Genomic DNA, 21,168 nt, shown 5'->3' on the forward strand with positions numbered 1-21,168 from the left:
CTTGGAGGTGCGCGATGGACGACGCGATAGGCGTCCACGACCTGGTGGTCGATCGAGGCGGGCGGCGGGTGCTGGACGGCATCACCTGCGCCGTTCCGCGGGGCGCCGTCACCGGTCTGCTGGGGCCCAGCGGCAGCGGCAAGACCACGTTCATGCGCGCCGTGGTCGGCGTGCAGGTGGTCACCTCGGGGACGGTGACCGTGCTGGGCCAGCCGGCGGGCGCCCCGGCGCTGCGGCACCGGGTGGGCTACCTCACCCAGGCGCCGAGCGTCTACGCCGACCTGACCGTGCGGGAGAACGCCCGCTACTTCGCGGCCCTGTACGGGCGTGGTCGGGCCGAGGCGGACGAGGCGGTGAGCGCCGTCGGGCTCGCCCAGGCGGCCGGTCAGCTGGTCGCCACGCTCTCCGGCGGCCAGCGCAGTCGGGCCTCCCTGGCCTGCGCCCTGGTCGGCGACCCGGAGCTGGTCATCCTCGACGAGCCGACCGTCGGTCAGGACCCGGTGCTGCGGGCCGACCTGTGGGCCCGGTTCCACGCCATGGCCGCCGCCGGCACCACCCTGCTGGTGTCCAGTCACGTGATGGACGAGGCGGCCCGCTGCGACCGGCTGCTGCTGATCCGCGAGGGCCGGTTGATCGCCGACGACAGCCCGGACGCGATCCGCGCCGCGGCCGGCGTGGACGACCTCGACGAGGCGTTCCTGCGGCTGATCCGGGCCGGCGAGACGAAGGCGTCAGCCGGACGGGAGAACTCATGAACGTGCGGATCCTGGCGGCCACCATCGGCCGCGTCCTGCGCCAGCTCCGGCACGACCGGCGGACGATCGCGCTGCTCGTGGTGGTACCGACCGTCCTGCTCACGCTGGTCTACTACATGTACGCCGACAAGCCGACACCGCTGGGACAGCCGTCGGTGTTCGACCGGGTCGCGCTGGTGATGCTGGGAACCTTCCCCTTCGTGATCATGTTTCTCGTGACCAGCATCGCGATGCTGCGGGAACGCACGTCCGGCACCCTCGAGCGGCTGCTCACCACCCCGCTGGGCAAGCTCGACCTGCTCTTCGGGTACGGCATCGCGTTCGGGCTGGCCGCCGCCGTGCAGGCCGCGTTGGCGGCCGGTCTGGCGTACTGGGTCTTCGATCTGCGAACTCTCGGCAGCAGCGGTCTGGTGATCGGGATCGCGGTGCTCGACGCGGTGCTCGGAGTCGCCCTCGGCCTGCTGTGCAGCGCCTTCGCCCGCACCGAGTTCCAGGCAGTACAGTTCCTCCCGGTCGTGGTGATCCCGCAGCTCCTGCTGTGTGGGCTGTTCGTGGCCCGTTCCGAGATGGCCGGCTGGCTCCAGGGTCTCAGTGACGCCCTGCCCCTGACGTACGCCATCGAGGCGTTGCAGGAGGTCGGCGCCCACGCCGAGCCGACCGCGACCATGTGGCGGGACGTGGGCGTGGTGTTCGGCGCGGTGGTGTTGGCGCTGGTGCTCGCGGCGGCGACCCTGCGTCGGCGCACCGGCTGACCGACCGGCGGCGACCCGCGCGGGGCGGGTCGCCACCCGCCGCCGGGAGACCGGCGGCGTCAGCGGACGAACGAGGGGCGGCGATGACGCGGCGTACCGGCCGGCGACCCGGCAACCCGGACACCCGGGAGGCGATCCTCGACGCGGCGCGGGCGACGTTCGCCGAACGGGGTTTCGACGCCGCCCCGATCCGCGCCATCGCCGCCACCGCCGGGGTGGACCCGGCTCTGGTGCACCACTACTTCGGCACGAAGGATCAGCTCTTCCGGGCCGCGATGAACTTCCCCGTGGACCCCGCCGAGCTGCTGCCGGCGGTGCTGGCGGGTGACCAGGACGGCGTCGGCGAGCGGTTGGTACGGACCTTCATCGGCATCTGGGACTCACCGGCCGGTAGCGCCGGGGTGGCGCTGGTGCGCTCGGTGCTCAGCAGCGAGTGGACCGCGCGGCTGCTGCGGGAGTTCGTGACCACGCAGGTGCTGCGCCGGGTGCTCGACCAGCTCGACGTCGACCCGGCCGAGGTCCCGCTGCGAGGCTCGCTGGTCGCCACCCAGCTCATCGGCCTCGCCATGATCCGGCACGTGGTACGGCTGGAGCCGGTCGCGTCGGCCGATCCGGAGCTCCTGGTCGCCACCATCGGCCCCAGCGTCCAGCGTTACCTCACCGGGTCCCTGCCGATCTAGGGCCGGCCCACGGTCAGCGGCAGACGTGCGGCGCGGTCAGCGGGGCGGGTGCACGTCGGCGGGGCGGCGCAACGGCGGGAACAGCCGGCCCAGCTCGTCGGGGCCGGCGAGCGGGCACGGGAACGCCAGGCGGACGCGCCGTCGTGCGCCGGGGCGTCCGAGCGCGACCACCAGCCCGTAGCGGTCGACACGCACCACGCGCGGCGGGCCGTCCGGGGCCTCTTCGGTCAGCCCGAGCTGCCGGCGCAGGTAGTCGGTGACGGCGGCGGGCTCGCGCTGGGCGAAGTCGGCGAGCAGCAGGGCCTCGAAGGGGTGCACCGGATCCGGCTCCGCCTCGGCGTACTCCGCCGGGTCGATCCGGTGCACGACGCCGGCCCGCTCCCAGCGGACCTCGGCCACCTCGAAGCGGAACAGCCGGAACCGGGCGCCGACGTCGAGCAGGTCGCCGGTCGGCTCGACAGCCGCGAAGTCCACCGCGGCCCGTCGTGCCTCGTCGTCGTGCAGTTCGGCGGCCCAGCCGGAGACCCAGGCCCGCCCGAGCCCGGGAGCGCCGGCCGCGGGCGGCAGGTCGAGGACGTCCAGGACCACCGCGACGTCGTCGCCCCCGGCGGCGGGCTGGAGCGCGGCGCCCAGGTGGCTGGCCACCGGCACCAGCAGCAACACCCGGCCGTCGGGGTCGGTCACGTGGCGGGCGTGGTGCGGACCCGGGCGGCGGGCCAGGTGGACGAGGCCGGGCAGGCGACCGGCGACGAGGGTACGGACGATCTCGGCGGGGCTGGGCCGCATGGCGCAACCTCCTTCAAAGGTTAGCCTTACCTAACCGGAGCTTAGAGCACCAGCACCACCGCGTCCACCAGCCGATGCCATGGACATCGACCCGTTACCTGGTCTGCTCCAGCCAGGAGGCGTACAGCAGCCCGTAGACCGAGTCGGCGGCGCGCACCAACTCGTCGTGCGGGCCACGCTGCACGATGCGCCCCCGGTCCACCACGATGACCTCGTCGGCGGCCTGGGCGGTGGAGAGCCGGTGCGCGATGGCGAGGGTCGTACGCCCCCGCGTCACGGCGTCCAGGGTGCGCTGCAAGCGCACCTCGGTCGCCGGATCCACCGCGCTGGTCGCCTCGTCCAGCACCAGCAGATCGGGGTCGGCCACGTACGCCCGGGCCAGCGCGACGAGCTGCCGCTCCCCCACGCTCAGCGCCTCGCCACGCTCCCCGACCGGGGTGTCGAGGCCGGCGGGCAGACCGTCCAACCAGTCCGCCAGGCCCAACTCCGTGAAGGCGGCCCCCAGCTCCTCGTCGGTCAGCTCCGGCCGGGCGAACCGCACGTTGTCCCCCACCGTCGCATCGAAGAGGAACCCGTCCTGCGGCACCATCACCACCCGCGCGCGCAGCGAGTCGAAGCGCACCTGCGCCAGCGGCACCCCGGACAGCAGCACCGCCCCCGCGGACGGATCCATCAGTCGGGTGAGCAGCTTCGCGAAGGTCGTCTTGCCGCTGCCCGTCTCGCCGACCACCGCCACCCGGCTCTTCGCCGGGATCTCCAGGTCGATGTCGTGCAGCACCGGCGGACCGCCGGGATAGGCGAACCGGACGCCCGAGAACCGGATGTCCAACGGACCGTTCGGCAGGTCCCGGCCCTGCTCGCCGGGGTCCGCCACGTCCGGGGCGACGTCCAGCACGTCCAGCACACGCCGCCAGCCCGCGATCGCGTTCTGCGCCTCGTTGAGCACCTCGGTGGCGATCTGCACCGGCTGGATGAACAGCGTCACCAGGAAGAGGAACGCGGTCAGCTGGCCGATCGACAGCGTGCCGTCCACGCCCAGCGTCACACCGAGCACCACCACGCCGGCCAGCGCCAACCCGGCCGCCAACTCACCGACCGAGCTGCCCACGATGCTGATCCGGATGGCCCGCTGCTGCGCCTCGCGCTGCGCGTCGATGGCCTCGTCCAGCCGCCGCTCGGTACGCCCCGCGATGCCGTACGCCCGGATCACCGGCGCGCCCACGACGCTCTCGCCGATCGTGCCCAGCAGCGCGCCGGTGCGCTGGCGCACCGTCGCGTACGCCGCGCCGAGTCGGCGCTGCAACTGCCGGATGACGAGCACCGCCGGCAGGAACGCCACCAGCACCACCAGGGTCAACTGCCAGGAGTACGCCAGCATGACGGCCGTTGTCACCACGAGCTGACCCAGGTTGACCAGCAGGATCACCCCGCCCCACTGGAGGAACTGGGTGATCTGGTCGACGTCGCTGGTCACCCGCGAGACCAGCGAGCCGCGGCGCTCCGACTGCTGGTGCAACATCGACAGGTCGTGCACGTGCCGGAACGCCCGCGTCCGCACGTTCGCCAACGCGGTCTCGCTGACCGTGAACAGCCGGCGCATCATCAGATAGCCGCAGGCCGTGGTGACCACGAGGATCGCCGCCGTGACCGCCACCACCGTCCACACAACGTCCAGGTTCAGGCCGCCGACGATGCCGCGGTCGATGCCCTGCTGCACCGCCACCGGAACGGCCACCCGGCCCACCATGTAGACCAGCGCCAGCGCCAGGGTGGCGGCCAGCCCGGTCCGCAGCTCGGGCGAGAGGGCCAGCCCCCGCCGCAACGTCCGCCAGGTCGTCTCCGGCCGCTCGTCCCGCTGCTCGGTCGTCACCGTCGTACTCAATGGTCCACCTCGATCTCCAGGCCCGACGGCAGCGGCGCCACCTCGTCGTCGTACGCGCGCTCCTGCGCGCGGTCGACCTCCGCCTGTTCGTAGGCGGTGACCAGGTCCACGTACCCGGGCACGGTGGCCAGCAACTCGGTGTGCGTGCCCCGCGCGATCACCCGCCCCTGCTCGACGTAGATGACCTCGTCGGCGAGCGCGATGGTGGCCCGGCGGTACGCCACGACGAGGATCGACGCGGCGGGGACCCCCGGCTCGCCGGCCGAGGAGCGCAGGCCGGCGAGGATGGCCGCCTCCACGCGCGGGTCCACGGCGCTCGTCGCGTCGTCGAGCACCAGCAGGCGTGGCCGCCCGGCGAGGGCGCGGGCCAGCGTCAGCCGCTGCCGCTGCCCGCCGGAGAGCGAGGTGCCCCGCTCGCCGACCATCGTGTCCAGCCCGTCCGGTAGCGCCGCGACGAAACCGTCCGCCTCGGCCAGGCGCAGCGCCGCCCACACGACCTCGTCGTCGATGCCCGGCCGGTCCAGGGCGATGTTGGCCCGTACGGTGTCGTCGAAGACGAACGGCACCTGCGCCACGAGCGCGACCGTGCCGGCCAGCGACGCGGCGGTCAGGTCACGCGTGTCCACGTCGTCCAGGGCGACGGTGCCCGAGTCCGGGTCGACCAGGCGTACGGCCAACGAGGCGATGGTGGACTTGCCCGCGCCGGTCGGCCCGACCAGGGCTACCGTGCGGCCGGCCGGAACGGTGAAGCCGACCTCGCCGAGCACCTGCGCGCCGGGCTGGTGAGCCTCGGCGGGCGGATAGGAGAAGTGCACGTCGGTGAAGGTGAGGCTGGCCGGGCCCGGGGTGGCCGGGTCGAGGACGCGCTGTCCGTACGGCATCTCGCCGGTGGCGTCGAGGACCCGGCGTACCCGGTCCCAGCCCGCGACGCTGCGCGGCAGCTCGGCCAGCACCCAGCCGATGGCCCGCACCGGGAAGGCCAGCACGGTGAAGAGGAAGGCGACGCTGACCAGCTCGGTGACGCTGATCGCGCCCTGGCGCAGCCGGAACGCCCCGACCACCAGGACGGCCAGGGTGCCGAGGCTGGGCAGTGTCTCCAGCAGCGGGTCGAAGACACCCCGCAGCCGACCGACCGCGATGAGGGCGTCGCGCAGCTCACCGGCGCGGCCGGCGAAGCGTGCGGTCTCCTCCGCCTCGCGGCCCATGGTCTTGACCACCAGCGCGCCGTCGAAGCTCTCGTGCGCGATGCCGCTGACCTCGGCGCGCAACCGCTGCGCGCGGGCCTGGCGGGGTGCCATCCGGCGGGAGTAGACCACGTTGAGCGCGAACAGCGCGGGGAACACCGCGAGGCCGACCAGGGCCAGGGCCCAGTCGGTGGCGAACAGCGAGACGATCGCGCCGACCAGCATCACCAGCGTGCCCACCGCGAAGGGCAGCGGGGCGATCGGATACCAGGCCGCCTCCACGTCGGAGTTGGCGTTGGACAGCAGCGTGCCGGTGGCGTTGCGGTGGTGCCAGGACAGCGGCAGGTCCAGGTAGCGGCGGGTAACGCGGCGGCGGTAGGCGGCCTGGAGCCGGTACTGCATGTAACCGGCGCCGAGCCGACGGCCGAAGATGCCGACGACCCGCAGCACGCTGATCCCGAAGAGGGCCACCGCCGCCAGCACCAGCGCGCCGACGCCGACCTCACCCCGGGCGATCGCCGGCACCACCACGTCGCCGACCACCGCGCCCACCACGTACGCGCTCACGATGACCATCGAGCCGAACAGCACGCTGCCGACCACGGCGACCGTGAAGATCCGCGGCTGCTCGCGGATCGCCTGCCGCAGCACCCCCAGCCCTCTGCCGAGCACGTCCCGGCTTGTCCTGCTCGCCACGCTCTCCCCTGCCGTAAGCCACAATTATCTACCTCATCCTTACCGGTGCGGGCCTGCGCCGCCGACCCGGACGGGATATGTCGACCATCACGTACCCCACGCCCGCGCCAGCGGCACGACCCGGCCCCGCTCGCCGCGCGGCCGCCAGGGTGCGGGCCTACGATCGGCCCATGTCGCGGTACGCCCGAGCCGAGCGCGAGACGCTGGCCGATCTCCTCCTGGCCCTCGGGCCCGACGCGCCGACGATCAACGAGGGTTGGGCGACGCGCGACCTCGCCGCGCACCTGGTGCTGCGCGAGCGCCGTCTGGACGCGGCCGGCGGGATCCTGCTGCCGCCTCTGCGGGGGTACGCCGAACGGGTCCGCCGCCGGCTCGCCGCCGAGCCCTACCCGGAGCTGGTGGCGAAGGTACGCCGGCCACCGGTGTGGAGCCCGGTCAGCAACCCGCTGACCGACGAGCTGGTCAACACCATGGAGTTCTTCATCCACCACGAGGACGTCCGGCGCGCTGTCGGGGGATGGCAGCCGCGTGAGTTGCCGCGTGGCCTGCAGGCCACCCTGTGGAAGCGGGCCGCACCGATGGCCCGGCTGACGCTGCGGCGCTTCCCGGCGGACCTCTACGTGCAGGGGCCCGGGTACGGCGAGGTCTCCGTCGGCCGTGGCGGCGAACGACTGCGCCTGGTGGGCGCCCCGGCCGAGTTGGCCCTGTTCCTGTCCGGACGACAGCGGGTGGCCCGGGTCCAGCTGGACGGCCCGGCGTCGTCCGTACGGCAACTGCGTAACGCCAGCCTGGGCATGTGACTTTCTGCGCTTAATCGGTCACCGCAACCTCGGACGAATGCCCCAGTCCCAACGATGCATACCGATACCTCCTCCCGTACGCTTCAGCGCGCCGTTCCGCGCCGGGGCGGCACGATGTGGGGGCACACGATGCGAAGTTTCGCAATCTCGGCGCTACGGGAACCCTCCTTCACGGCGGGGCGCCACAAGTCCACAGATCTGGTGGCCAACGAAAGCGTCGATTGGGCGCGCGCTTTCGGATTGGTCAACTCCGGTCAAATTCATCGACTGCAACGGGCGGACGCCGCCGGCCTGGCGGGCCGAGCCTGCCCGGACGGCCCGGTACGAGGACTGCGACTCCTCACGGACCTGATCTCCTGGCTGTTCGTCATGGACGACGCCTGCGACGAGGACGGCCTCGGTGCCGATCCGAGCCGGCTGGCGCCGGTCATCGCCGCCCTGCTCAACGTGCTGGACCGCGCCGGCGACCCGCGCGCCGTACCACCGCCGGAGGCCGGCCCGCTGGGCACCGCGCTGCACGACCTGTGCCGCCGGACCCGGGCCGAGGGCCGGGCGCCGATGCTGCTGCGGTTCGTCAGTCAGGTCCGCCAGTATCTGCTGGCGCTCCTGTGGGAGGCCAGCAACCGGGAGCGCCGCCGGGTGCCGGGGGTCACGGAGTACGTCCAACTGCGTCGGCACATCGGCGGCGTACACCCCTGTCTCACCCTGACCGACCTCGCGTCGGAGCAGCCACCCGGGCCGGCGCGGCGGGCCGATCCGGCGCTGACCGCCCTGGACCTGCTGGCGGTGGACCTGGTGTGCTGGTGTAACGACCTCTTCTCGTACGGCAAGGAGAGCCGGTCCGGCCCGGACGCGCACAACCTGGTGACGGTCATCGCCCAGGAGAGCGGCCTCGACGAGGCGGGCGCGTTACGGGCCGCCGCGGAACGCTTCAACCGGGGGTTGGCGGCGTACCAGGCGGCGGAGGAGGGCTTGCTGGCGAGCGGTGTCGCGGCATTGCACTCGCCGTTGGCCGCGCGGCGCAACTGGGTCCGGGCCACCTACGACTGGTCGGTCGTGGCTGCCCGCTACGCCTGATTCAGGGCGCCGGTCGGCGCGGCAGGGTCGCCGGACGATCACCGGCACTAGCCGATGCCCGGTATCAGGCAATACTCTTCGGTAACCACTATGACGTGACGACCGTCACGTCGCCACCCCCGAAGGCGGCTACAGCGATGGCTCTCGATGTACCGTACCGTTCCATCCCGGACATGTTCCTCAAGCGCGTGGCGGCCACCCCCGACCGGCAAGCGTTCGCGTCCCCGACCCCTGACGACTCGGGGCCCGACTGGTTGACCTGGGAGCAGGTCGGCCAGCGCGCCAAGGCCGTCGCCGCCGGCCTGCACGCGCTCGGCGTCGGCCAGGAGAACCCGGTCGCGATCCTCGCCAACACGCGACTGGACTGGGTGGTCGCCGACCTGGGCATCATGTGCGCCGGCGGGGCGACCACCACCGTCTACCCGACCACCGAGCCGGCGGACGCGACGTACATCATCGCCGACTCCGGCTCGCGGGTCCTCTTCGCGGAGAACCCGGCGCAGGCGGCCAAAATCGCCGGAGCGGAGCTGCCGGCGCTGACCCACGTGGTGCTCTTCGACGGCACCCCCGACCCGAATGCCGCGATCCCCCAGCTCACCCTCACCGAGCTGGAAGAGCGGGGCAGCCGGGCGCTGGCCGCCGAACCCGATCTGATCGACATGCTCGTGGCGGGCATCGGCCCCGACCACCTGGCCACGCTGATCTACACCTCCGGCACCACCGGCCAGCCCAAGGGTGTCGAACTGCTGCACGGTGGGTGGTGCTGGGAGGCGGTGGCGCAGGCCGACGGCGGGCTGCTGCGCGACGACGACCTGCAGTACCTGTGGTTGCCGCTGGCGCACTCGTTCGGCAAGACGCTGCTCTGCGGCGCGATCCACGTCGGCCTGCCGACGTACGTGGACGGGCGGGTGGAGAAGCTGGTCGACCTGCTCGCGGTGATTCGCCCGACGCTGATGTGTGGCGCTCCCCGGGTCTTCGAGAAGGTCTACAACCGGGCGGTGACCACCGCGCAGGGCGCCGGCGGCGCGAAGGCGAGGATCTTCGCCTGGGGTGTCCAGGTCGGTAAGGACAAGGTCGCGCTGGAGCAGGCCGGCAAGCCGGTGCCGGCCGGGCTCAAGTTGCGCTACGGGCTGGCCGAGAAGTTGGTGTTCAGCAAGCTCCAGGCCCGCCTCGGCGGCCGGATGCGGGTGCTGGTCTCCGGCGCCGCGCCGCTCAGCCCGGAGATCGCCACCTTCTTCGCCGCGGCCAACCTGCCGATCTCCGAGGGCTACGGCCTCACCGAGACCAGCGCCGGCAACTTCGTCAACCCACCGGACGGGCTGCGCATCGGCACGGTCGGAAGGGCGATGGGCGACCTGGAGTGCCGGGTCGACACCGACGGCGAGATCCTCGTGCGGGGTCGTCCGGTGATGCGCGGCTACCACAACCTGCCCGAGGAGACCGCCGCCGCGTTCACCGAGGACGGCTTCTTCCGCACCGGCGACATCGGCACGCTCGACGAGCAGGGCTACCTGCGGATCACCGACCGCAAGAAGGACCTGGTCAAGACCTCGGGCGGCAAGTACATCGCGCCGTCGCACATCGAGGGCATGTTCAAGGCCATCTGCCCGTACACCTCGCAGGCGGTCGTGATCGGTCAGGCCCGCAACTTCTGCACGATGCTCGTCACGCTCGACGCGGATGCCATCCGCGGCTGGGTGGCCGGCGGCCCGCTGGAGGGCCGCGACTACACCGAGATCGTCGCCTCGCCGGAGGCGCAGGCGATGGTCGAGGAGTACGTCGCCCAGCTCAACGCCAAGCTGAACCGCTGGGAGACGATCAAGAAGGTGGCGATCCTGCCGCGTGACCTGACCATCGAGGACGGCGAGGTCACCCCGTCGTTGAAGATCAAGCGACGGGGCGTGGAGAGCAACTTCGCCGCCGAGATCGACAAGATGTACGCCGGCTCCCTCGCCGAGCTCTAGGAACGTGTCGTCGTGGCCCCGCACCCGCCCGGGTGTGGGGCCACCGGCGTTCCCGGGTTCGCTCAGGCGATGACCGATGGCTCCGGCCACCGTTGCCGGCCGCTGCGGTCCAGGTCGTAGCGGACCGTGGCGATCCGCTCCACGGCCTCCACCAGCTCGGCGGCCGGCAGGGTGAACGGCAACCGCAGGAAGCGTTCCAGGGTGCCGTCCAGACCGAACCGCGGCCCGGGAGCGAGCCGTACGCCGACCTCCTCGGCGGCCCGCGCGAGCGCGCTGGAGACCGGGCCGTCCAGCTCGGCCCAGAGGGTCACGCCGCCGCGCGGCACGGTCACCCGCCAGTCCGGTAGTCGGTGCGCGAGCGCGCCGAGCAACGCGTCGCGCTGGGCGGCGAGCTGCGCCCGACGGTCGGCGACGATGGCCGCCGCGTCGGCGAGCAGACGCACCGCGACCAATTGGTCGAGCACCGGGCTGGACATGTCGACGCCGACCCGGACCGCCGCCAGCCGCTGCACCTGCGGCGCGGAGGCGCGGACCCAGCCGATCCGCAGACCACCCCAGTACGGCTTGCTCATCCCTCCGATGCTGACCACCCGGGAGTGCCGGTCGAACGTGGCCGTGGGCGGGGGCAGCTCGACGCCGTCCAGCGGGAGGTCCACGAAGGACTCGTCGACGATGAGGTCGGTGCCCACGGCGTGGGCGGCGGCGACCACCCGCTCGCGCAACGCGGCGGGCATCAGGTGGCCGGTCGGGTTCTGGAACTCCGGGATCAGGTACGCCAACTTGGGGCGGGTCTGCCGCAGGCTGCCCAGCAACAGGTCGGGCTCCCAGCCGCCGGCGTCGGCGGACAGACCGTGTGTGGCGATCCGGGCCCGCCGGCCGGCCAGCGCGGCGAGCGCGTTGGGGTAGGTCGGTGACTCGACCAGCACGTTCCCGCCGGGGGCCAGGGCGAGGCGCAGCACCAGGTCCAGGGCGTGCTGGGTGCCGCTGGTGACCATGATCTGGTCGGCCGAGGTGGGTAGCCCTCGCGCGGTGTAGCCGGCGGCCACCGCCTCGCGCAGCTCACCGATGCCGGTCGGGTGGTAGCCGGCGCCGCCCAGGTAGCGGGGCAGGTCCTCGACGGCGGCCCGGGCGGCCCCGAGCAGTTGCGGCGGGGCGGCCAGGGCGGCGACGCCGAGGTCGATCATGTCCCGGTCGTCCAGCGGGGTCCACAGGCCGGTGCTGGCGACCCGGTGGTTGCCCGGCAGCATCGTCCAACTGCCGGCGCCCCGGCGGCTGGCGAGGTGGCCGGTCTCGCGCAGCTCGCGGTACGCGGCGGTGACCGTGGTACGGCTGATCCGCAGCGCCTCGGCAAGCTCACGTTCCGCCGGCAGCCGCACACCCAGGGGAAGCCGGGCGTCGGCGAGCAGCCCGCGTACCGCACCGGCGAGCGCCGCGTAGTCGGGGCTGCGGCGACGGCCCGGCAGGGCGTGCCACTGCCCCAGCAGTCGCGCTAATTGGACCCCTCGCACCTGACCAGTCATGACCACTCCTCGGATATTGGCCTCTTCCTCCGGGAGGATTGGCACCTAGGGTGGCATGCATGGCACTGATTGGCAATCTACGGGAGCGGCCGGTACGACGGCTCAGCCAGCTCTACGCCGGGCTCGTCCTCTACGGGGTCAGCATGGCCCTGATGGTCCGCTCCCAGCTGGGCCTGGACCCCTGGGACGTCTTTCACCAGGGGCTGTCCGAGCTGACCGGGCTCTCCTTCGGCACGGTCACCATCGGTGTCGGTGCCCTGGTGCTGCTGCTCTGGATTCCGCTGCGACAGCGGCCCGGCCTCGGCACCGTCAGCAACGTGGTGGTGGTCGGCCTCGTGGTGGACGCGACTCTGGCCCTGCTGCCCGCCGGTGGTCCCCTCGGCGTCCGCATCGCCCTGTTGATCACCGGGATCGTCGCCAACGGCGCCGCCACCGCGCTCTATCTCGGCGCCCGCCTGGGTCCGGGCCCACGCGACGGGCTGATGACCGGCTTCGTCGCCCGTCGGCCCCGCTTCTCGGTGCGACTGGTGCGTACCGCCATCGAGGTCACCGTGCTCGCGCTGGGATGGCTGCTCGGCGGCACGGTCGGCGTGGGTACCGTCGCGTACGCGCTGGCCATCGGTCCGCTGGCGCAGTTCTTCATCCCGCTCGTCGCGGTGCCCCCGGCCAAGGCCGACGCCGACGACGAGTCGACGGTCACTGCCGGTGACCCGTCGCGTGCCCCGGCCGCCTGAAACGTTCACCGACCGTTCACGGACCGGCACGCCGCGCTGGCGGAAGTGGGCTCGTTCGAGGGTGGGTGTTCCCTTCCGCGTCGCTCGCCGTCATCATCACTGCATGGGGGAGAACGGTTGGCGCTGGAGCGACGCATGGATTTTCGTGTCGTTGGTTATCGCGAGCGGCGCCGGACGGCACCGACGGTCCGCGACCAGCCGCCGCCCGGAGGGCGTACGTCTGACCGACGTGCTGTCCACCGCCGACCATCTCAACCACGCGATTCCCGAACGACACGAGGTGGAGGCCGCCGTCCAGCGGCTGGTCGGCGCGGGCCTGGTCACCGTCGCCGACGGGTGGTTCCGCATCACCGCCGAGGGTGAGCAGCTCTGGCGCAGCCGCCCCCGGGCCGGCGTCGCCACGATGGTGGACACCGTGCAGGGGGTCCTGAGCCGCCGGCACGCGCCCGGCAGCGCCGACTGGATACTGGAGGAGGCCGACCACGCGGCGGCCGTGCAGGAGTACGCGGTCCGCTCGATCCCCACCCCCCGCCGCTCACCCGAGGGCCACTCCGGCGGCCACTGACGCTCTGTCGCCCGCTCGACCCGCGGACGCGTCACGCCCTTCAGCGACGCCGAAGCGCTGCCGCGGGTAGTGGCAGGACGAGCAGATGCATGGGTGTGCCGTCGGGCATCGCCGATCCGCCGACCTGCTGCCAACCCGCGCGCTGGTAGATGGCGCGGGCCGGTGCGGCCGGGTTGGACGCGAGGGTCGCCCACCGTTCGGGCCGCCCGTCGAGGAGCCGGCGGATGAGTTCCGCGCCGATGCCCGCGCCGCGCCGGTCGGGATGGACGATCCACTCCATCACCGCGAACTTTTCGGCGGCGACCAGATCCGCGCAAGGCTCGACGTCGGCGCGCGTCCACCACCGGCCGGCGGGCATCGTCCACCCGTACGCCGCACCCACCAGCACGCCCGCGTCCTCGGCGACCACGAGGGTGAACCCCGGGCGTCGGGACTCGCCGGGCAAACCGTCGGCGAAGCCGGCCACCTGCTCCGGTCCTTCGGCGTAGGGCGGCTCGGCGTAGACGATCTCGTACAGACGCACCAGCGCCGCAAACACGGTCGTGGCCGATTCGGGGGTGTGCACGGTGTACGTGACGGGCATGGCGGAGGAGCCTAGGCCCGGATCCGGTCGGCGAGATCAGCGAACGCGGGCCGGGACCGTTCCACTGTGGGTACCGCACTCGTGACCTGGGCCGCAATTGAGCGCAGCGAGTTGTTGTGCAGGTGGGGCGGCAGTGCGTCGAGACTGTCGGCGGCGTGCCGCAGTCCGTCCGGGATGTGGCCGCCCCGAATCAGCCGGGCTGCCTGGTGCAGTTGCACCTGCGCACGTAGCCGCGCCTGCGAGCCCGGATACAGGCCGAGGGCCAGATCCTGCGCGACCTCGGCGTCGGCCAGCCGGCCGGCGTGGGTGTACACCCACGATTCGGTGTGGTGGACCCGATGTTCGGGCCACCCCCACAGCGACTCCACGTCCCTCACGATCGTGGGCGGCAATCGCTGGGCGAGGTCGGAGAGATGCCGGACCGTCGCCACCGCCTCGGTATGCCGTCCGGCCAACGACAGGGCTTGCGCCCGACCGGCGAGCAGCCCGCAGGCCGCAGACGTGGCTTGCCGGCCCAGCAGAGGCAAGACCTCGTCCGAGAGGGCGATGATCGTCGACGGTGGACGTCCGTCGTAGCAGCCGTTCACCACATCCCACGCCCGTACCAACACCTGGGTATCGGCGTCGCCGGATTCGTCGGCAACCCGATGGGCGGTCCGCCACCAGCGACGACCCATCACGACCTGGCCCGACGCGACGAGGCTCAACGCGACGATGACAGATAGTCGCGCGGCAGCCCGCAGGAGACCAGGGCGGCGCGCGCCGGCGTCAGCGGCGATCTGGTGCTGCAACACGGTCAGGTCAGCGCTTAGTTGGGCCATCAACGCGGGGCGGGTTTGTCGGTAGTAGCCGTGGCCGTAGTCGGCGGCGATTTGCTCCCACTCGTCATGGCCGGGAGTCGCCGCGTCGCCGAGGCCGTGGCGAAGGGCCTCCAGTCCAGCCAGAGGCGCGACGGCCGGGGCGGCGGCCAAGGCCGACATGGCACGCAGCATCGTACGTCTGTGCAGGTCGATGGCATCGGCGCGGTCCGTCCGATACGCCTCGATGAGCGCGCCGTCGGCGTTCAGCGCACGGTCGCAGGCCGTGGCCAGCGCGTCGGTGGGGCGGCGGTTACCGCGCTCCACCTGGGAGATGTGGCTGTACTGGAAATGGATGATGGCACCGAGCTGTCGCAGGGACAGTCCGGCGCTCTCTCGATGCTGCCTGAGCAACTTCCCGAAAGCGGCCATGGTCGGCTCCCAGCGTGTGCAGGAGCGTGTGCACACCGCGCACGCCTGCCGTATGGGCAGCTTATCGGCCAGGCTCGACGTGTCAGCCCCGCTGACAGAGCCGCTTCCGGCGGGAAAGGCGGAACTGTCTCTGCCGTTCGGGTGGTCCCCACACCTCTTGCCCTCGGAGCCCAGCATGACCGAAAGCCTTCAGGTGCCTGCGGGCACCCTGCTGCATCTGCTGGCATGGGAGATCAGCCCCAATCCCACCAACCGCGACGAACTGGTGTGGGCGGTGGTCGTAGACCAGCAGCCGGCCGGCGGCATGGTGCGGATGCGGGGGCACACGTGTGCCGGCCCCATTCCGGACTGTGCGGGCGGGTGGTGCTTCGAGGCACAGGTATCGGTCGCGGCGATCCGAGCGAACATGGGTGGAGCGCGGTGAGTGGATCCGCCGCCGAACAACTACTGAGCCGCTGGTGGCGGATTCTGGCCGAGCACGAGGCGCGACACGGGCGATGCCCGATCTGCGGCACACGTGCCCGATGCTGGGCGTGGGCGGGAGCATTCGCAGATCTGGTCGCGCACGACGCGTACCACCTGGGTCCGCCGTCACCCTGCGCCGGCGGTCGGCGGTGACCCTCGGTCGCCGCCGTGCGAGGTATATGGCTCAACAGCACATCGACACGGCCGGCAGCCACCGCGGATGGTCGGCGCCCTTTGTGTGAGCCGCTAGCGCACCGGGTGGCCGCTGCGGCGCAGGGCGTCCTTGACCTCGCCCACCGTCAGCTCGCCGAAGTGGAAGACGCTGGCCGCGAGGACCGCGTCGGCCCCGGCTCCGATCGCGGGCGGGAAGTGCGCCACCTCGCCGGCCCCTCCGCTGGCGACGACCGGCACGTCCACCACGGCTCGCACCGCGCCGATCAGTTCCAGGTCGAAGCCCGCCTTGGTGCCGTCGGCGTCCATCGAGTTGAGCAGGATCTCCCCCGCGCCCGACTCGGCCACCTGCCGGGCCCAGCCGACCGCGTCGATGCCGGTGCCGCGTCGACCGCCGTGGGTGGTGACCTCGAACCCGCTGGGCGTGTCGCCCGTGGGCGCGCGGCGTACGTCGAGGGAGAGCACGAGCACCTGCCGGCCGAACCGGTCGGCGATCTCGGCGATCAGCTCCGGCCGCGCGATGGCGGCGGTGTTCACGCCGACCTTGTCGGCCCCGGCGCGCAGCAGCGTGTCGACGTCGCCGACCTGCCGGACCCCACCCCCGACGGTCAGCGGGATGAAGACCGACTCGGCGGTGCGGCGTACCACGTCGAGCATGGTGCCCCGGTCACTGGACGACGCGGTGACGTCGAGGAAGGTCAGCTCGTCGGCGCCGGCCCGGTCGTAGGCGGCGGCCAGCTCCACCGGGTCGCCGGCGTCGCGCAGGTCGAGGAAGTTGACCCCCTTGACCACCCTCCCGGCGTCCACGTCGAGACAGGGGATCACCCGTACCGCCACCGTCATGCCGTCAGCCTATCCTCCGCGCACGGCGCGGCGGCCGACCCGAGGGGGCCGACCGCCGCGCCGCACGTGCACGTCACACCCGGACGAGCATCTTGCCCAGGTTCTCGCCGCGCAGCAGGCCGAGGAACGCCGCCGGGGCGTTCTCGATGCCGTCGACGATCGTCTCGTCGTAGGAGAGTTTGCCCTCACGCAGCCAGCCGGCGACGTCCTGAACGAACGTCGCGCGGACGTTGTTGTGGTCGTTGACCAGGAACCCGCGCAGGGTGAGCCGCTTGCCGATGACCAGCGCCAGGTTGCGCGGCGCGGCCGGCGGCTCGGTGGCGTTGTACTGGGCGATCATGCCGCAGATGGCGACCCGGCCGTGCAGGTTCAGGGCCGAGATCGCCGCCTCCAGGTGGTCACCACCGACGTTGTCGAAGTAGACGTCGATGCCGCCCGCGGCGGCCGCGCGCAACGAGTCGCGGACCGGCCCGTCGTGGTAGTCGAACGCGGCGTCGAAGCCGAGTGCCCGGAGCCGCTCGACCTTGGCGGCCGACCCGGCGCTGCCGATGACCCGGCCCGCGCCCTTGAGCTTGGCGATCTGACCCACCAGGCTGCCGACCGAGCCGGCCGCGGCGGAGACGAAGACCGTCTCGCCGGGCTTCATGGCGGCGACCTCCAGCAGACCGGCGTACGCGGTGAGTCCGGGCATGCCGAGCACGCTCAGGTACGCGCTGGCCGGGGCGATGCTCGCGTCGACGGTGCGGGCGCGGCCGGCGTCGAGCAACGCGTACTCCCGCCAGCCGAGCCCGTGCAGGACGGTGTCGCCCACGGCGATGTCGGGTGACTCGCTGGCCACCACCTCGCCGACGGCGGCCCCGTCGAGGGGGGCGTCGAGCGCGAACGGCGGCACGTACGACTTGACGTCGTTCATCCGTCCCCGCATGTACGGGTCGACGGAGACGTACTGGTTGCGGACCACGATCTGGCCCGGTCCGGGCGTCGGGACGTCGGTCTCGACGAGCCGGAAGGTGTCCTCGGTGGGCCAGCCGTCGGGGCGGCGGGCCAGGTGGATCTCGCGGTTGCTGGTCATCAGGGGGTCGTCCTCTCGTACGCGGGTGGGGTCCGGGGCCGCGACGGTCAGGCGGCCAGGGTCTCGCGGACGGTCAGCGCGACGTCGATGTTGCCGCGGGTGGCGTTCGAGTACGGGCAGACCTGGTGGGCCTGCTCGACGAGCTGCTCGGCGGTCTCCCGGGGGACGGCCGGCAGGTCCACGATGAGCTGGGCGGTGAGCCCGAAGCCACCGCTGCCGTTCGGGCCGATGCCGACCTCGGCGGAGACGACGGAGCCGGTCACGTCGGCCTTGGCGCGGCGACCGACGATGCGCAGGGCGCTGTGGAAGCAGGCGGCGTAGCCGGCGGCGAAGAGCTGCTCGGGGTTGGTGGCGCCACCCTCGCCACCCAACTCCTTCGGCGACGCCAGGTCCATGGCGAAGGTGCCGTCGGAGGTCTCGACGTGGCCGTCCCGGCCGTCACCGGTGGCGGTCGCGGATGCGGTGTAGAGAACCTTCATGTTGGTCACTGCTCCTTCTGTCGATGGACGGTCTCGGTGACCCGGGTGAGCGTGTCGCGCAACGCGACGAGCTCGTCGATGCCCAGGCCGGTGGCCTGGGCGATCCGCAGCGGAACGTCGCAGAGCCGCTCGCGCAACGCCCGACCCTGCTCGGTGAGGCTCACCTCGACCCGCCGTTCGTCGCGCGTCGCGCGTCGGCGCTCCACCAGGCCCGCGCTCTCCAGCCGTTTGAGCAGCGGGGAGAGTGTGCCGGAGTCGAGCCGCAGCTCGGCGCCCAGCTCGGACACGGCGGGCGGGTCATCGGGGCGTTCCCAGAGGACCAGCAGCACCAGGTACTGCGGGTAGGTCAGCCCGACCTCGTCGAGGATCGGCCGGTACACGTCGGTGAGGGCGCGCGACGCGGCGTAGAGCGCGAAGCACACCTGCCGGCGTAGCACCAGGTCATCGGTCACCGCTGAACCGTAGCCCGCAATTAAGTTGTGCACAACTTATCGGCGCGGAAGGCGGCCGTGACGACCGCCACCGAAACGGTCAGCGGTCCCCTACGTACGCCTCCAACTCCACCTCGACCAGGTGCTCCGGATCGAGCAGACCCGCCACCACCACGAGCGTCGCCACCGGCCGGACCGCGCCGAAGACGGCGTTGTGCGCCCGGCCCACCTCGTCGGCGTGCAGCCGGTCGGTCACATACATCCGGGTCCGGATCACGTCACCCGGCTCCGCGCCCACCTCGGCGAGCGCGGCCAACCCGATCCGTAACGCCTGCGCGGTCTGCGCGGCGGCGTCCCCGACGTGCACCACCCGACCGTCCACGGTGGCCGTACAGCCCGCCGTCAGGGCCAGGTCACCGGCCCGAACCACCCGCGAGTAGCCGTAGGTCTGCTCCCACGGCCCGCCCGAGCCCAGCCGGGTGACCGTCATGCCTCGGCCAGGGTGCGCAGCGCCTCAGCCACCGTGAACGCGCCCGCGTACAGCGCCTTGCCGGCGATCACGCCCTCCACACCCAGCGGCTCCAGCGTGGCCAGCGCCCGCAGGTCGTCCAAGGTGGACACACCGCCGGAGGCGATCACCGGACGGTCGGTACGGGCGCACACGTCCCGCAGCAGATCCAGGTTCGGCCCACGCATCGTGCCGTCCTTGGTGATGTCGGTGACCACGTACCGCGTGGCCCCCGCCTTGTCCAGGCGCTCCAGCACCTCGTACAGGTCACCGCCATCGCGGGTCCACCCCCGCGCGGACAGCGTCTGACCCCGGACGTCCAGCCCGATGGCGACCCGGTCGCCGTACTCCCCGACGACCCGGTCGCACCACTCCGGGTTCTCCAGGGCGGCGGTGCCGATGTTCACCCGGGCCGCCCCGGTGCCCAGCGCCGCGCGCAGCGACTCGTCGTCGCGGATCCCACCCGACAACTCCACCTGCACGTCCAACTGACGCACCACCTCGGCGAGCAGGTGCGCGTTGGTGCCCCGACCGAACGCCGCGTCCAGGTCGACCAGGTGGATCCACTGGGCGCCGTCGCGCTGCCACGCCAGCGCCGCGTCCAGCGGGTCGCCGTAGACGCTCTCGCTGCCGGCGGCGCCCTGCACGAGCCGGACGGCCCGGCCGTCGGCGACGTCCACGGCGGGTAAAAGGGTGAGGCTCAACGTCTTCTCCTCGATCAGGTACGACGGTCCAGGGCGATCACCACGATCGCCGGCAGTACGAGCAGCAACAACACGATCAACGCGACACGAAGCGCCAGATCGTCGACGAACGTCCAGATCAGGATCATCGCCGCGCCGGTGAGCAGCACGATCGCCGCGCGCTCGCCCCGCGAGTGTCGGGCCAGCCGGCCCGAACGACCCCGCCGTACCTGCGGCGTCAACCGACGCAGCACCGCGCGGCGGCGCTGCCGACGGGCCACCCGGCGCTGCCGGACCGCCCGCTCCCGCGCCAACTCCGCCTCACGTTCCGCCCGCCGGCGGGCCCGTTCGCGACTCACCGCGACGCCCGCGGCGCGGACGGCGGGCGGTGTCGACGCTCAGTCACCGGAGGGCAGGGTGGCGAGCCAGTTGCGCAGCAGCGCGGCACCGGTGTCGGCGGACTTCTCCGGGTGGAACTGCGCCGCCGACAGCGGCCCACGCTCCACGGCCGCCACGAAGTCGGTGTCGTGATGGGCCGTGGTCACCAGCGCGCCCGCGCCCGCCAACCCCGCCGGGTCACTCATCGCGTACGAGTGCACGAAGTAGAAGCGGCTCTGCGCCGGCAACCCGGCGAACAGCACCGAACCCCGGGGCGCGCGGACCGTGTTCCAGCCCATGTGCGGCAGGCGGTGCGCCGCCAGCCGGGTCACCCCGCCGGGCAGCAGCCCGAGGCCCTTCGTCACGACCCCGTGCTCCTCGCCGTACTCGAAGAGCACCTGCATGCCCACGCAGATGCCGAGCACCGGCCGGGCCGCGGCCACCCGCTCCGCGATCACCGGGCCCGCGCCGAGCGCCTCGATACCCGCCATGCACGCGGCGTAGGCGCCCACCCCCGGCACCACGAGACCGTCGGCGGTGGCCGCCGCGGCCAGGTCGTCGGTCACCCGGACGGTCGCGCCGGCCGCGGCCAGCGCCCGCTCCGCCGAGCGCAGGTTGCCCGAGCCGTAGTCGAGCACCACCACGTCGGCGGTCACGACCCCGACTCCGGAATCAGCCGCAGCACCCCGGCGGCCGTGGCGAGCAGCGCCAGCAGCGCGGTCACCACGATGGCGCCACGCGGAGCGCCCTGCCGGTGCAGCGACCACGCCCCACCCACCAGCACCCCGGCGAGGATCAACAGCAACGTCGGCAACGCGGCACCCATCAGAGCCACCTTCCATTCGCGACTGCGGGGCTCCGCTGCGCTGCACTCCTCGCGCTCATCAGAGCCACCTTCCATTCGCGACTGCGGGGCTCCGCTGCGCTGCAC

General features: G+C 72.5%; 24 protein-coding genes. 9 read left to right on the forward strand and 15 right to left on the reverse strand.

Annotated features, from left to right (window positions below):
- Positions 1–14: 14 nt before the first annotated feature.
- The 3 genes from ACLQ25_RS13310 (at position 15) to ACLQ25_RS13320 (ending at position 2,187) form a co-directional block, all read left to right on the forward strand.
- A complete protein-coding gene (locus ACLQ25_RS13310) occupies positions 15–755 on the forward strand; it encodes an ABC transporter ATP-binding protein (RefSeq protein WP_357127070.1) in 741 nt (246 codons plus the stop codon).
- The gene (locus ACLQ25_RS13315) at positions 752–1,507 is read left to right on the forward strand and encodes an ABC transporter permease (RefSeq protein ID WP_425731190.1); all 756 of its coding nucleotides are present in this window, start codon (positions 752–754) and stop codon (positions 1,505–1,507) included. The genes ACLQ25_RS13310 and ACLQ25_RS13315 overlap by 4 nt, the downstream gene beginning before the upstream one ends.
- A gap of 83 nt (positions 1,508–1,590) precedes the next feature.
- A complete protein-coding gene (locus ACLQ25_RS13320; RefSeq protein ID WP_357170748.1) occupies positions 1,591–2,187 on the forward strand; it encodes a TetR family transcriptional regulator in 597 nt (198 codons plus the stop codon).
- 36 nt (positions 2,188–2,223) lie between these two features.
- Here the strand turns inward: ACLQ25_RS13320 and ACLQ25_RS13325 are convergent, their stop codons facing one another.
- The 3 genes from ACLQ25_RS13325 to ACLQ25_RS13335 all read right to left on the reverse strand — a co-directional run bounded on the left by ACLQ25_RS13325 (position 2,224) and on the right by ACLQ25_RS13335 (position 6,735).
- Positions 2,224–2,973 (reverse strand): DUF2470 domain-containing protein, encoded by a 750-nt coding sequence (locus tag ACLQ25_RS13325; RefSeq protein ID WP_425731191.1) that lies wholly within the window; start codon positions 2,971–2,973, stop codon positions 2,224–2,226.
- 94 nt (positions 2,974–3,067) lie between these two features.
- Positions 3,068–4,843 (reverse strand): ABC transporter ATP-binding protein, encoded by a 1,776-nt coding sequence (locus ACLQ25_RS13330; protein ID WP_425731192.1) that lies wholly within the window; start codon positions 4,841–4,843, stop codon positions 3,068–3,070.
- 8 nt (positions 4,844–4,851) lie between these two features.
- Entirely contained in the window at positions 4,852–6,735 is a 1,884-nt protein-coding gene (locus tag ACLQ25_RS13335) for an ABC transporter ATP-binding protein (RefSeq protein WP_425731193.1), read from the reverse strand.
- Positions 6,736–6,905: 170 nt separating this feature from the next.
- Here ACLQ25_RS13335 and ACLQ25_RS13340 point away from each other — a divergent pair, with 170 nt between their 5' ends.
- The 3 genes from ACLQ25_RS13340 (at position 6,906) to ACLQ25_RS13350 (ending at position 10,576) form a co-directional block, all read left to right on the forward strand.
- A complete protein-coding gene (locus tag ACLQ25_RS13340) occupies positions 6,906–7,535 on the forward strand; it encodes a TIGR03085 family metal-binding protein (RefSeq protein ID WP_425731194.1) in 630 nt (209 codons plus the stop codon).
- Between the two features lie 201 nt (positions 7,536–7,736).
- Complete coding sequence (locus ACLQ25_RS13345) at positions 7,737–8,612, forward strand: terpene synthase family protein (protein ID WP_425731195.1); 876 nt, start codon at positions 7,737–7,739, stop codon at positions 8,610–8,612.
- A gap of 137 nt (positions 8,613–8,749) precedes the next feature.
- Positions 8,750–10,576: an AMP-dependent synthetase/ligase gene (locus ACLQ25_RS13350; protein WP_425731196.1), complete on the forward strand. Its 1,827-nt coding sequence runs from the start codon at positions 8,750–8,752 to the stop codon at positions 10,574–10,576.
- 62 nt (positions 10,577–10,638) lie between these two features.
- On the opposite strand, the gene ACLQ25_RS13355 is transcribed toward ACLQ25_RS13350, so the two are convergent.
- Positions 10,639–12,096, reverse strand: coding sequence for a PLP-dependent aminotransferase family protein (locus ACLQ25_RS13355; protein WP_357127047.1), 1,458 nt, complete (start codon positions 12,094–12,096; stop codon positions 10,639–10,641).
- A gap of 59 nt (positions 12,097–12,155) precedes the next feature.
- Here ACLQ25_RS13355 and ACLQ25_RS13360 point away from each other — a divergent pair, with 59 nt between their 5' ends.
- Together ACLQ25_RS13360 and ACLQ25_RS13365 are read left to right on the forward strand one after the other, a co-directional pair.
- Entirely contained in the window at positions 12,156–12,830 is a 675-nt protein-coding gene (locus ACLQ25_RS13360; protein ID WP_425731197.1) for a YczE/YyaS/YitT family protein, read from the forward strand.
- A 103-nt stretch (positions 12,831–12,933) separates the two neighbouring features.
- Entirely contained in the window at positions 12,934–13,395 is a 462-nt protein-coding gene (locus tag ACLQ25_RS13365) for a hypothetical protein (protein WP_355049493.1), read from the forward strand.
- Between the two features lie 40 nt (positions 13,396–13,435).
- Here ACLQ25_RS13365 and ACLQ25_RS13370 read toward each other — a convergent pair whose 3' ends face one another.
- On the reverse strand, positions 13,436–13,978 hold the full coding sequence (locus ACLQ25_RS13370) for a GNAT family N-acetyltransferase (protein ID WP_425731198.1): 543 nt from the start codon (positions 13,976–13,978) through the stop codon (positions 13,436–13,438).
- Positions 13,979–13,989: 11 nt separating this feature from the next.
- On the reverse strand, positions 13,990–15,384 hold the full coding sequence (locus ACLQ25_RS13375) for a helix-turn-helix domain-containing protein (RefSeq protein ID WP_425731199.1): 1,395 nt from the start codon (positions 15,382–15,384) through the stop codon (positions 13,990–13,992).
- Between ACLQ25_RS13375 and ACLQ25_RS13380 the strand changes: the two genes are divergently transcribed.
- Positions 15,383–15,631 (forward strand): hypothetical protein, encoded by a 249-nt coding sequence (locus tag ACLQ25_RS13380; RefSeq protein WP_425731200.1) that lies wholly within the window; start codon positions 15,383–15,385, stop codon positions 15,629–15,631. The two genes, ACLQ25_RS13375 and ACLQ25_RS13380, sit on opposite strands and share 2 nt — an antisense overlap.
- Before the next feature lie 287 nt (positions 15,632–15,918).
- Here ACLQ25_RS13380 and hisF read toward each other — a convergent pair whose 3' ends face one another.
- The 9 genes from hisF to ACLQ25_RS13425 all read right to left on the reverse strand — a co-directional run bounded on the left by hisF (position 15,919) and on the right by ACLQ25_RS13425 (position 21,063).
- On the reverse strand, positions 15,919–16,686 hold the full coding sequence (gene hisF / locus ACLQ25_RS13385; protein WP_425731201.1) for an imidazole glycerol phosphate synthase subunit HisF: 768 nt from the start codon (positions 16,684–16,686) through the stop codon (positions 15,919–15,921).
- A gap of 73 nt (positions 16,687–16,759) precedes the next feature.
- Positions 16,760–17,758, reverse strand: a complete 999-nt coding sequence (locus tag ACLQ25_RS13390; protein WP_425731202.1) for an NADP-dependent oxidoreductase — start codon at positions 17,756–17,758, stop codon at positions 16,760–16,762.
- A gap of 47 nt (positions 17,759–17,805) precedes the next feature.
- Entirely contained in the window at positions 17,806–18,237 is a 432-nt protein-coding gene (locus ACLQ25_RS13395; RefSeq protein ID WP_425731203.1) for an organic hydroperoxide resistance protein, read from the reverse strand.
- 5 nt (positions 18,238–18,242) lie between these two features.
- A complete protein-coding gene (locus ACLQ25_RS13400) occupies positions 18,243–18,689 on the reverse strand; it encodes a MarR family winged helix-turn-helix transcriptional regulator (protein WP_425731204.1) in 447 nt (148 codons plus the stop codon).
- A 79-nt stretch (positions 18,690–18,768) separates the two neighbouring features.
- Positions 18,769–19,158 (reverse strand): RidA family protein, encoded by a 390-nt coding sequence (locus ACLQ25_RS13405; protein ID WP_396799210.1) that lies wholly within the window; start codon positions 19,156–19,158, stop codon positions 18,769–18,771.
- A complete protein-coding gene (gene priA / locus ACLQ25_RS13410; protein WP_425731205.1) occupies positions 19,155–19,880 on the reverse strand; it encodes a bifunctional 1-(5-phosphoribosyl)-5-((5-phosphoribosylamino)methylideneamino)imidazole-4-carboxamide isomerase/phosphoribosylanthranilate isomerase PriA in 726 nt (241 codons plus the stop codon). Before priA ends, ACLQ25_RS13405 begins: the two co-directional genes overlap by 4 nt.
- Positions 19,881–19,894: 14 nt before the next feature.
- Positions 19,895–20,218 carry a hypothetical protein gene (locus ACLQ25_RS13415; RefSeq protein WP_355049486.1) on the reverse strand — a complete coding sequence of 108 codons (324 nt, stop codon included), beginning with the start codon at positions 20,216–20,218 and terminating at the stop codon, positions 19,895–19,897.
- A 39-nt stretch (positions 20,219–20,257) separates the two neighbouring features.
- Positions 20,258–20,893 (reverse strand): imidazole glycerol phosphate synthase subunit HisH, encoded by a 636-nt coding sequence (gene hisH / locus ACLQ25_RS13420; RefSeq protein ID WP_425731206.1) that lies wholly within the window; start codon positions 20,891–20,893, stop codon positions 20,258–20,260.
- The gene (locus ACLQ25_RS13425; RefSeq protein WP_425731207.1) at positions 20,890–21,063 is read right to left on the reverse strand and encodes a hypothetical protein; all 174 of its coding nucleotides are present in this window, start codon (positions 21,061–21,063) and stop codon (positions 20,890–20,892) included. The genes hisH and ACLQ25_RS13425 overlap by 4 nt, the downstream gene beginning before the upstream one ends.
- Positions 21,064–21,168 lie beyond the last annotated feature (105 nt).

It is taken from the genome of Micromonospora sp. DT44, assembly GCF_049841635.1.
GTDB lineage: Bacteria > Actinomycetota > Actinomycetes > Mycobacteriales > Micromonosporaceae > Micromonospora.